General features: G+C 35.4%; 14 protein-coding genes. 2 read left to right on the top strand and 12 right to left on the bottom strand.

Annotated features, from left to right (window positions below):
- The coding region (locus FO442_RS18825) for a hypothetical protein (RefSeq protein ID WP_222102011.1) at positions 1–217 on the top strand (217 nt) is incomplete at its 5' end.
- A gap of 49 nt (positions 218–266) precedes the next feature.
- A complete protein-coding gene (locus FO442_RS18600; protein ID WP_144334725.1) occupies positions 267–863 on the top strand; it encodes a hypothetical protein in 597 nt (198 codons plus the stop codon).
- A gap of 282 nt (positions 864–1,145) precedes the next feature.
- Here the strand turns inward: FO442_RS18600 and FO442_RS18595 are convergent, their stop codons facing one another.
- The 12 genes from FO442_RS18595 to FO442_RS18540 all read right to left on the bottom strand — a co-directional run bounded on the left by FO442_RS18595 (position 1,146) and on the right by FO442_RS18540 (position 11,105).
- Complete coding sequence (locus FO442_RS18595; protein WP_144334724.1) at positions 1,146–1,604, bottom strand: hemerythrin domain-containing protein; 459 nt, start codon at positions 1,602–1,604, stop codon at positions 1,146–1,148.
- Complete coding sequence (gene ric, locus FO442_RS18590) at positions 1,597–2,325, bottom strand: iron-sulfur cluster repair di-iron protein (protein WP_144334723.1); 729 nt, start codon at positions 2,323–2,325, stop codon at positions 1,597–1,599. The genes FO442_RS18595 and ric overlap by 8 nt, the downstream gene beginning before the upstream one ends.
- A gap of 12 nt (positions 2,326–2,337) precedes the next feature.
- Positions 2,338–3,246: a tryptophan 2,3-dioxygenase family protein gene (locus tag FO442_RS18585; protein WP_144334722.1), complete on the bottom strand. Its 909-nt coding sequence runs from the start codon at positions 3,244–3,246 to the stop codon at positions 2,338–2,340.
- Positions 3,243–3,689: a hypothetical protein gene (locus tag FO442_RS18580; protein ID WP_144334721.1), complete on the bottom strand. Its 447-nt coding sequence runs from the start codon at positions 3,687–3,689 to the stop codon at positions 3,243–3,245. The genes FO442_RS18585 and FO442_RS18580 overlap by 4 nt, the downstream gene beginning before the upstream one ends.
- A complete protein-coding gene (locus tag FO442_RS18575; RefSeq protein ID WP_144334720.1) occupies positions 3,686–4,081 on the bottom strand; it encodes a group III truncated hemoglobin in 396 nt (131 codons plus the stop codon). Before FO442_RS18575 ends, FO442_RS18580 begins: the two co-directional genes overlap by 4 nt.
- A 4-nt stretch (positions 4,082–4,085) precedes the next feature.
- Positions 4,086–4,490, bottom strand: coding sequence for a cytochrome C (locus FO442_RS18570; protein ID WP_144334719.1), 405 nt, complete (start codon positions 4,488–4,490; stop codon positions 4,086–4,088).
- Between the two features lie 4 nt (positions 4,491–4,494).
- Complete coding sequence (locus FO442_RS18565; protein WP_013687926.1) at positions 4,495–4,755, bottom strand: hypothetical protein; 261 nt, start codon at positions 4,753–4,755, stop codon at positions 4,495–4,497.
- A gap of 4 nt (positions 4,756–4,759) precedes the next feature.
- Positions 4,760–5,767: a cytochrome c gene (locus tag FO442_RS18560; RefSeq protein ID WP_144334718.1), complete on the bottom strand. Its 1,008-nt coding sequence runs from the start codon at positions 5,765–5,767 to the stop codon at positions 4,760–4,762.
- 10 nt (positions 5,768–5,777) lie between these two features.
- Positions 5,778–7,529, bottom strand: a complete 1,752-nt coding sequence (locus FO442_RS18555) for a cbb3-type cytochrome c oxidase subunit I (protein ID WP_144334717.1) — start codon at positions 7,527–7,529, stop codon at positions 5,778–5,780.
- A gap of 46 nt (positions 7,530–7,575) precedes the next feature.
- On the bottom strand, positions 7,576–8,010 hold the full coding sequence (locus FO442_RS18550; RefSeq protein WP_144334716.1) for an RrF2 family transcriptional regulator: 435 nt from the start codon (positions 8,008–8,010) through the stop codon (positions 7,576–7,578).
- 510 nt (positions 8,011–8,520) lie between these two features.
- Positions 8,521–10,413: a chloride channel protein gene (locus FO442_RS18545; protein WP_144334715.1), complete on the bottom strand. Its 1,893-nt coding sequence runs from the start codon at positions 10,411–10,413 to the stop codon at positions 8,521–8,523.
- Positions 10,413–11,105: a UbiA family prenyltransferase gene (locus FO442_RS18540; RefSeq protein WP_144334714.1), complete on the bottom strand. Its 693-nt coding sequence runs from the start codon at positions 11,103–11,105 to the stop codon at positions 10,413–10,415. The genes FO442_RS18545 and FO442_RS18540 overlap by 1 nt, the downstream gene beginning before the upstream one ends.
- Positions 11,106–11,200 lie beyond the last annotated feature (95 nt).

The raw sequence follows: 11,200 nt of genomic DNA, 5'->3' as shown, positions 1-11,200 counted from the left end.
AAAGATGGAAAGATTACACAAAGAAAAAATTTGGTGTAAAGCAATTTCAGGGTTAATTTTGAAATGTCAAGTTATTTCAGGTTTAAGTAGTCAAATTTGTAAAGCTATTTCAGGACAAGACCCGTACGTTGTTCCTGGAAAACCAAAACATTCCACGTTATTCGGTGTTTTATCATTCATTGGTTTCCACGTTCAGACATCATCAAAAATTGGGTGAAACGAACTCTTTAGAATTGACTCTTGCTAGTATTTCGACAATTCAAGAAATGGCAGCAACGATTATCGAGCAAACGATGATTATTCAGTTATCTATATCGGACCGGCTATATCAATTGAATTGGCTATATCTTCAAGCGATCGAAGAGAAAAACATTTCCATTTTAGAATTGATAGACACTGAACAAAGATTGTTGAAATACAGCCATGAGAAGGTTGTTTTGCTTTTGGCAATGGATCAGGCAACGAAGGAACTAACCAAAGAATTTTTTGAGAAGCAGGAAAGTTCAGAAGAACAAATTTCGGACGAGAATCTTTCAATAGATCAGCAATCTTACTCACCCAAATTCACCCGTTCTCAACAGGTTTTGATTGCTTATTACATTTCGCAGTTAATTGGTGTGAAGCACAAAAAGAACGTCAGTAAATGTGCCGATGCGCTTCATTCATTTTTGGGGATTCCATATACTCAAATCACGAACTCGGAATTGTACAAAAAACTACTCCACCCATTGACATTTTCAAGTGAAAAAGCAACACTTCAAAATCTACTGGTTATTCGATCCTTTTTCGAGAGTTTAGGTTCTGTTTCCACAACAGCTTTGATTGATTTCGATATTGAAAAAGTTAAAAAGACACTCGAATAATCGCTATTTCTTATCTTTTTCTGACTTGAATCGGGGAAAAATCTAACCTTTTGATAGAAGATTTATAGCATGTTTTACAACTGGAAACGTCAGATAACACAACACCTGATATGAAAATTAAAACCATATAAATCTCTTTACTAATTCGAAACAAAAGAGTAAAATCAAAGATTACAATTAGGTGTGGATGATTCTCCATTAAGTTTATAAAGTCACAGGAGTTGGTTTCAATAGTTGCTTATAAATCGTTATCTGCTACTTTGAATATTATAGGGTCTCCTGTCATTCCCAAAAAGGATCTGTGAGATTATCGACAAATTTGCTATCAGAATGAAACAGTTGTATTTGTTCCAATTGTTCTTTGGTTGCTGCTTTTTGAATTTCATTGAACAACACCCGTTCTTCAAAACGAATATGCTTTTCCAGTTCTTCTTCAATCAAATTAATGGATTTATGAATGTCATTTCCATTTTCAAAAAGTCGTTTCAATCTTCTGTGTTCGGCAAGGGTTTGCTTAACTAGTTCATTTTGGTTGCCGAGAATGGGGAAAAGTAGTTTTTCTTCTATTTCAAAGTGTTGTCTCAAATGATTGTTCCAAAACCAATCCACATAACTTTTTATCCGTTCCGTTGCAATGCTTCGTTTGATACCTTGTCTGATTTTCCAGCAGAGCAATAAACCGTGATGATGATCACGACTTAATGCTTTTAGTGCATCTTCCCTTTTAATAGGTTCAGGCATTTGTTAATTGTTTTTCAAGTTCAATAGCTTTAGGAAACAGAATGTTATTCTCCAAATGAATGTGTAGGTGTAGATCCTGTTCGAACTCTTTTAACAATGCGAAAGTTACCCGATAGGTGTTGCAGGCATCTTGTGGTGGAGTGTAATTATTGCTTAGTGTTTCTATTTTTCTGAATCTTTCGCCTTCTGTGGTGTGTTCATGCATCATCATTTGAATTGGATTTCCTACAGTACCAAAATGAGGTGTATCCAGTATTGTATTTTCTTGTTTTGCTTTTGCCATTTTTCTTACAAAAGGAAATAAAACAAGCTCTTCTTTTTTCATGTGTGTTGCCAACTCACCAGCGGCAGCAGTAAAATGCTCATTGATTTCAAACAATTCCGGATGATGTTCTCCGTGAACCCGACATATTTTATCGAGATAGGGTTTTATTTCCTGCGTTTTTTCTTCCACATAACGATGATGTTTTTTCTCAATGTAATCTACCAATAAATCAATTGGCCATGATTTATAGTCGGTTGTTTCCTCTGAGGATACTTGATTAATGGAGTTTAGATCTGTTACAACCAATTTTGAGTCTAAATTTTTAGCAACGCAAGCGTCTTCAATGGTTCGGTTTCCCTGACAGCAAAAGTCAATGCCATATTTTTTAAAAACGGCTGCTGCGCGGTAGTCTTGTGCTACCAATTCTCCTATGATGTTGTTTTCTTGAAAATTCATAATGATGTGTTTTTAAATTTTGTTCCCCCAATTGGTTATTTCTTCATTACTCCAGAGTGTTGGGAAAAATCTTCGCTGTTGAAACTTAGGATGTAAGTACTTTTTCCATTCGCTTCCACCTGTAGCTGCCTTGCCTTCGCCTTTCAAATCGAGATAGTGTTGAGCAGTTTCTAAATGAACCAACGGCCAGGCAACATTGTACAGATAGTCAAACTCCTTCAGTTTCGCTTTTAATGCTTCGGAGCAATTCCCCATTTTCAATACCTGATCTTCTATTGTCTTACCCTTTGTTTTGTTTGCTAAAGCAATTAACCGGTCTAAATATTTTTCCTCAAATTGACGGAGAGTCAGCGATTTTTTACCTGTTTTCCTGTTTAATCCTGCATCTTTCCAATAGATATGCTCAAAATATTCATCGGTAGAAGGGACGTCTGAAAGTCTTTTTCGACCTTCTTCGTTTATTAGATTTTCAAGACGAGTACAATAAATCTCTATCAAACGAAATGTTACTGACTGAAACCCGCTAGCAGGAGTTAAGGTGCTGCGAAACGTATTGTAATCATCATAGTCCATTCCGTATTTCATTACATCGAATGAACAAATGAGCATATTGGTGTATCTGTTCAAGCGATTTAATTTTTCTATCCAAACTCTTTCTTCAAAAGGTTCGTACACGAGTTGTTTAATTTCATGAACCATCATTTTTAGAAATAATTCTGTTACCTGATGATACATAATGAAGATCTCTTCATCTTTAAAATTAGTTCTCGGCTTTTGTAAGGAAAAGAGTGTGTCTACTTCTATATAATCCCAATAATTTATGGGTTTGGCGTGTAGCAATCCTTTCAAGTAAGTTTCGGAGTTTTCTCCTAATTCCTGATATTTTTCATCAATATCATTGATTAATTTGTCTTTATTCATAGTGCTGTGTTTTTAAAAAGTGTTAAACCAAAAGTGGAAAGGCATATTGTTTTAATGATCTCCATACCAACATAGTAGAAATGCAAGTTGGAAGATGGAGGGGTCTGACCTTGAATGTACAATTCTGCTCTCGCATCCAGTGCGGGTAAGAGCCAAAAAGTTTGAATAAGTAACAGGGTAAAAGGAATAATAATAAATAGATTCTGCCATTTCCAAAGCTCGGTGGAGCCTGACCAAATTATATTGACGATGATAGCTAAGGCAAAAATCCATTCTACTTTGTTGAGTGCGTTAAAGACCAATCGTCCAATACCTAAACCCAATGGCAATGTAATTCTGGGTGCACGAAATTTGAGCCAAGCTTCCATAAAGCTAATGGCACAAACAAATCCAATCCAAAGAAAGGTTGCGATCACAGCTATGGGCATTTTCACAATAATCATATCAATGGTGTTGCAGAGTTATTTCTGTAGTATTCAATTTTGGAATGGAACATTTCTGCCATCCTCTGTCCTTGCCACTTGGCTCTTGTAGCTTTTTCACCTTCAAACAGGGAATCTACTGTTTCATTGAAAATGTGTAACCATTGTTCAAAATGGGTAGCATCTACAGGAAGTTTGGCATGGGGAAGAAAGGGACTACCGAAATAAGTATGTTCGTTCAACAAAACAGTTTGCCAAAAACGATACATCTTTTCCAGGTGTGCTGTCCAACGGTCTTCAATTTTATTGTTGAAAATATCTTTTAACTTTTCGTCTTTGCGAATTTTTCCATAGAAAGTATCCACCATTAATTTGATGTCGTTGATATTTTTTATATCGTTTTTTAGTGCCATTCCATTATAAACTAAAATTTGTAATCAAATAAAAGGCTGCCCATCCCAAAAAAGCAATTAGCAATATCCACAACCAATTAGGTACGCTTTGCGGTGTTTCACTTCCTTCAATAATAAATTTCTTCTGATTGCCTTTATCGTAAGCGTTTATCATTAATGGAACCGTGCCATCAACAACGCTGTTTTCGCTGATTCCTTCGATTGAAATAGCGGGCCCATTGCGAACAATAAATTTAATCTTGCGAATTCCTTCTCGACCTGTTGGTGATTTGCTGACGATTTTCAAAGTGTGCTCACCATCGGTTAATTTTCTTGTATCTAGTTCAAATTGCACGGGTGCAACTAATTCTGCAATTGGGTCTAAACTATCATCTACAAAGAGTATTATTTTACTTTTATCTTCTTGCATATCATTAATTACTTAAGATTGATTGTTTAATGTGTTGGGTATTCTTCTCTCCGGGTTTAATCAAATATTTTACTGAATAAATAAGGGTTAAAACCGCGATGACTGTAATGACGGCTATTATTACCCAATCCCAATTACTTTGTGGACCTGCACCATGGGTTAAACCTTGTGTGATTTTTGGTTGCTGTTTTTCGCATACTGGACAGGCCATAATGGTTTGTGAGAGCAATACAATTAAGAGTGTTAAAAATGACGTTACTTTCATTGCTCTATTTTTTAGTTGTTATTTTTATAAAATCCATTATTTTTTTCACTTCTTCAGTTGTTACCTTTTTTGCATTGTTTCCCCAACTTGTTCTTTCGTGATTGATAATGGCTGTTACTTCTTCAGGTGTTAGGTTATTATCTGTCCCAACGGCGTTCATTGTGGCATATTCTGGTCTTGGGTCGTATCCCAACATTATAATATTCACGTACAACTCAAGATTATCACCTAACACAATGGGGCTTCCTTTTAATGGAGGAAATGCGCCTTTTAATCCTTCACCGTTGGCTTGATGACAACTCATACAATTGTTAGTGTACAATAATTTACCATCAGGGAGGTTTAACGTGCTTCCTTTTTTACCTGTTGGTGATTCCTTTTTCTTGTACAAAAATTCCATTGGTGCCTTTCCGTTAGGTAATTGTGTTTGTTTAAGACTTTGAATGTATGCCACTAAGTTGAGTGCTTCCTGGCTCGCAATTATTTTTCCATTGATACCTTTTCTGTATGCATCAGGTACAACTACTTCCACTTCATCCTTACCTACTTTATTTTTAATCTGGAACAGCCATGGATAGGCAGGCATTATGGATTTTCCTACCACTGCTCTTGGTTGATAGAGGTGCAATAAATTCCACGCCATACTTGGTTGTCGTGCCCCGATATTGGTCAAATCGGGGCCTGTTCTTTCAGTTCCCATTAATGTGGCGGTGTTTCGCCAAAAATCCGTTCTTGTAATGCCAGCATAATCAGCAGCAATACCGGGTCTGTTACCCCATATTTTATCCATATCCACATTTCGAACTTGTTGGGTATGGCAGGCGACACAACCGTTGGCAATAAAACTTTTTTTACCCAAGTAGGCTTGTTCACTTAGTGGTTCGTAATTGGGCAGTGGAGCATTATTATTCTGATTATTGATCGCAGGACGAATTGCTACAATTAACGTCAACCCAACAAAGAGACCTAATGCCGTTCTGAATAATTTTTTATGATTATCGAAAAATTCCATTTCGTATATATTAATTAGTTTGTGCTTGTGTATCCATTTCTTGTTTCGCCTTTAAAATATCGATTGGTGATGTCGGTACTGTTATTTTATCTTTTCGTTTCACCATCACATAGAAGTTATAGGCAAACAAAATATGGGAAAGCCACATTAATGAACCACCAATAGCACGCCATAGCCAATAAGGAGCCATCAGTTCGACACTTTCAATAAATGATTTTGTACCTTCCATCCACATCAACCCCCTTAGAGTTGAGCCATACATTAATGGAAATGTGTAAAACAATAAGCCAATTAATGCCAACCAAAAATGAGCTCCAACGGTTATTTGTGGCGGTTCTTTACCAGTAAGTCTTGGGACTATGGTGTAAATAAATCCCCACAACATAAAACAGATAATACCATACATTGTTAAGTGTGAATGTGCCACGGTAAAATCTGTAAAATGCCAAACAAGATTGGTGAAGCGAAAGGCTTCGGCTGTTCCTTGTAATGAACCTGTGAAATAAAATATGATCCCAATCAAATAGAACGGAAGCGTATAACTACCAGAGAGTTTATGCCACGACCCCTTAAAAGTCATCAAGAAATTTGTTGTTCCTGCAACAACCGGTATTATCATTCCTGCACTCCCTACAATTGCTACTGTTTGCAACCACCAGGGAATGGCGCTGAAAATAAAGTGATGTGTCCCAATTAAAGTATAGAAAAGAATTTGAGCCCAAAACGCCAAAATACCCAAGCTATAAGAATATATAGGCTTGTTTAATTGCTGCGGTAAAAAATAATACATCAATCCAAGATTGAAAAGCATAAACCACATTCCCACGCCTTGGTGCATATAATAGCCTTGTACAACGGTTTCACCCAGACCAGTTTGCCAGCTTGGCCAATAGGCAACAACTGCTATTACCAGCAAAAACATCATTGCTGAAATAATGTACCAGTTAGAGACATAAATTTCTTTGGTTGTTCTTTTGGCAATGGTTTTGAAAAAGTTTCTTAAAGAAATGAAGACTCCAATACCAAACAATGCCATTACGGGCCAAATGTACTCTCTGTATTCACCTCCGCCATTGTTTATGCCAGCCATTAAAAACAAACTTCCCAATACCACGGAAACATTAATTAGTATAAGAGAACGATATCCTGTTCTTATACTTGCTATTGGCACATTGCTCACTCTTGGTATTACATAGTAAGCCAAGCCCATCATTGCCAGGGATGCCCATCCCCAAAAAACAGCATTGGTGTGCACAGGTCTTAATCTTCCAAAACTCAACCAACTGTAATGATCAACATCAGGAGCAACAAATTTTATCCCTAAATATTCTCCTACGGTGGTTCCAAATAGTAACCAAAATGTAGCACAGCCTAAATACCATATAATGAGTTTGGAGAGTTCGGGTTCAATATAAGGACGTGGTTGACTTTTTTTCTTTTGTTCAATAAACCGAAGCGTTTCAACTTCACTAACATTATCAATTAAACCTTTATTATCAATAGGTGTAGTTTCCCCTGATAGTTCATTATTTGATAAAGCAAATTCAAGTGCTCTTTTTCTTTGTTCTAGTTTTTCAACTTCTATGGGAGTTAAGTCCTTTACATAATTATTGAACCTCTCCTGCTCTTTTTTTTCGAGGTAATTTTTGATAATGGCCTTAGCTTTAACAATTGCCAAAATAGAAGCCACAATTATCGGTAGGGCAATGAGCAATAGGGTTATAATAATTCCCCATTCGTTAAATATATTTTTTGTTCCCATTTTTATTTATATTGGATAAAATTGTCCACTATTTAATTAAATTTTTTTATCGTTTCAAAAAGGAAAATCCCTTTTCGTAGTCCACTGCCAACGACAGAACTGTTGTTGTTTCAAGCATCTTTTTAAGTTCATCTCTTATCATCTTAAATTGATTGTGTACGGGACAAGGCATTTTTTCATTACACTTTTTTAGTCCTAAACCACAACCATTGTAAATACTTTCTCCATCAATAGCGAATACAATTGAACTGAGTTTAACTTTTTCAAGTTCCTTTTTACCCATTGAGAAGCCACCAGTAGGACCTTTATCAGAGTTAATAATGTTATTGCGTGATAATTTTTGTAAAATTTTGGAAGTATAGGCTGCAGGCGAATCTATCGCTTCTGCAACGTCCTTTAAACTCACTTTTCTGTCTAAAAGCGATTGCTCAGCAATGAAGATTGATGCTCTAATGCCATATTCACAAGCTTTTGAAAACATTTCTTTACTTTTTACTGAGCAAATATAAGTATTAATTTAATAATGGATGAAAATGTCCACTAATATTTTAATGGGAAAATAATTCACTCTTTTGAGGTTTCCTGTGAGCATTGTACGATTTGAAAACAAACCAAATTTGCCAATGTGGAATTAAAATAATGTAACTCGGTTTAGGCTTCAAGCACTGTTCCGTGCTCAAAACTCACTCATCCCTGAAAAGAAAAAAGCATAACAAGTATGTTTTTCATCGTTTAAATGCAAATGCGTTGTTTGTAAAATTACAGATAACGACTGTTTGTCTAAAAACCAAACTCTAACTTTTTATAATAAATGCAAGAAATTTTTACTGGACAAGTACCTGAATATTTGATCCTTTCAAGAGGAGTTTAGAAAATGTGACTGTTTCTGGCTTTGAGTTCTAGCGAGTATTGGAGCATAAAACTTCAATAGAACTATGCAGTTTAAGTTTGTACGATTATCCGACTAAGGTTAAACCCAAATTTACGTCGGTTATTTGCCTTTTCTTTTTATTACTGTTACCAGTTTTTGACCACGTAACAATATTTTTAATCCATTTCGTTTTAATGAAATGTGGGGTTGTTTTTTGTCGTGTTCGTCAATGCTATGCTTATAAGATGCAATAATATCGTGATATGATAAAATACCGATAATAGTTAAGTTTTCTATTGAAACAACTGGCAATACATCAATATTTTCTTTCGCCATTGTTTCAACAGCAGCTAGTAACGTATCATTTAATCGTATATAAATGTTATTTCGTTTGATAAGGGTTCCTATTAAATTTTCTTGACAATGGTGATTGCTAAGTAGGTTTGATGAACTCAATATTCCTCTGTATTCTCCTTCATTACTGGAAATAACAAAATAATTTGATTTATTGTTCTGCTCTTGACTCAACCATTCCCGCACTTCTTTTATCTTGTTTTCTTCGCTTATTATCATTCCATTGTCGGTAAGTACTTGTTCAACTGTCAATTTTTCTAACACGTTAGGCTCATAAGAATCCGGAGTTTTAACACCTCTACGTACAATTTTTTCTGTCATAATGGTATTTTCCATAATAAAATAGGATATGAGATAAGACGTCGTACAGGTGGTCAATAATGGTAATAAGGCATTGAATTGTCCTGTTGTTTCCAATGCGAATACAATTGAAGTTAGGAAAGCTCGAGAAGCACCAGCAAACATAGCCGACATCCCTACTAATGCTGCTAATGGAATTGTAATTCCAGATGTAGGAAACCAATAAATTATTAGGCTCCCAAGTAATGCACCAGTTGCTCCACCAATTGTAAGAAGTGGAGCAAGAGTGCCACCTGATGTGCCACTTCCTAATGAAATTGCCCAAGACATAAACTTCATTAAACAAAGCGAAAATAAAATTTGTATTGGTACTGTTCCTGAAAGTACATCTGTAATATTATTGTAGCCAACACCAAGTGTACGTGGAAAAAAATAGCCGATAATACCAACGGCCAATCCCCCAATTGAAGGCCACCAAGCCCAATGGATCGGTAATTTCTCAAAGCCATCTTCGATTAAATAAACAACTTTTGTAACTAAAACAGATAATAAACCAATAACAATACCCATAATAGAGTAAAACCCGATTGCTGAATTTGATGGGGATTTAATTATACTATTAATTGGAAAAACCACCCCCTCTTCAAACAACAAATGATGTCCAGCAGCACCTGTTATGCAAGCCAACGCAACAGGAATAATTGAACGCGGAGAGAATTCAAATAATAGCAATTCAATGGCTAAGAAAATTGCTGCAATTGGGCTTCCGAAAATAGCTGCCATACCTGCTGTTGCACCCGCAGCAAGCAGTATTTTGCGTTCGTTATGTGTTATTTTTAGTAACTGTCCTAGCGTAGAACCCAATGCGCCACCAGTTGCAATAATAGGACCCTCTGCTCCAAAAGGCCCACCAGTGCCAATAGATATAGCAGCAGAAATTGGCTTTAAATAGGTAATAGCAGGCTTAATTTTACTTTGATTGGTTAATATTTGTTCCATGGCTTCAGGTATGCCGTGTCCCCGAATAGCTTTTGAACCATAAAAAGCCATTAGCCCCACTATAAGTCCTCCAATTACTGGAATAACAATTACAAATAATCCATAAGTATTGTCGGCTGGGCTTGAATTTTCAATTGAAAAATTACCGTAAAAGGCAATGTTCGTAATTAAATCTATAAGATAAACCAATAATTTAGCTATTAAACTTACCAAAAGTGCAATTAAAATTGCAAGAGCTGAAATTGTAAACAAGCGCTTTTTATTATATGGCTTTTTGGGTTCGAAATTTTCTCTTTCTAATGCTGGGTTTAGTGAAATTGAAATCGGAATTCCGTTATTTAATATTTGATTGTTTCTCATTATTTGATGAAAATTATTTTAACATAATAGAACACTAAAACCAACAATCCCTGTAAAGACATTGTCCCGTCTAAAATGCCGTAATGATAGAAAGGCAAATTTCTAATTTTTTCGGAATTTAAAAAGATAAAGGTTGTTAAAGTTGAAATACCTAAAGGAAAAATGATGTACCAATATTTTAGCTGATGATAATGAACAAATGAAATGAGAAAGAAGATAAACAAAGAAAGGAAGGAAATTATTATTGATTTTTTTTCGCTAATTAGCAATGGGATCGTTTTGAGACCAGCCTTTCTATCAGCTTCCATATCTCTTATGTCGAAAGGAATTGTAATAGCAAAGACAAAAAAGAATCGTTCCACTATCATTGCTATAACAGATGTCCTATATATCGAATTACCAGAATGAATGATCGGTAAAAGTATCGTTGAAGAAGACCAAACAAACGCAATCAAAAATATTTTCAGAAAAGGTATTTCTCTTAATCTGAAAATAGTTCGTTTTTTGTCAAAAATAGGTAGAGAATAAAGTAAGGTTATTGCAGCTATCGGAACTAATGCAATCAAGACTTCTTTTTTTGCCAAAAATGCAATGCAAAGAAAACCTACAACTGATGCGAAAACTATAAAATAAAATTCTTTTAGGTTTTTTTTTACCCAATTATAGTTGTAACCTTCCCCGTTTTCAGACAATGATTAAATATAATTATTCTGTTTTACTTTTTCCAATCTATTACTTCCCTTAAACAACCAGGGGCTTTGCCCCGCTAAAGATTTGTGTGGATGAT

The sequence above is a fragment of the Fluviicola chungangensis genome (genome assembly GCF_007558725.1).
Taxonomy (GTDB): Bacteria; Bacteroidota; Bacteroidia; order Flavobacteriales_D; family Crocinitomicaceae; genus Fluviicola; species Fluviicola chungangensis.
Note: the sequence above shows the minus strand (reverse complement) of the source record. Positions and strands in the feature narration are given on the sequence as shown.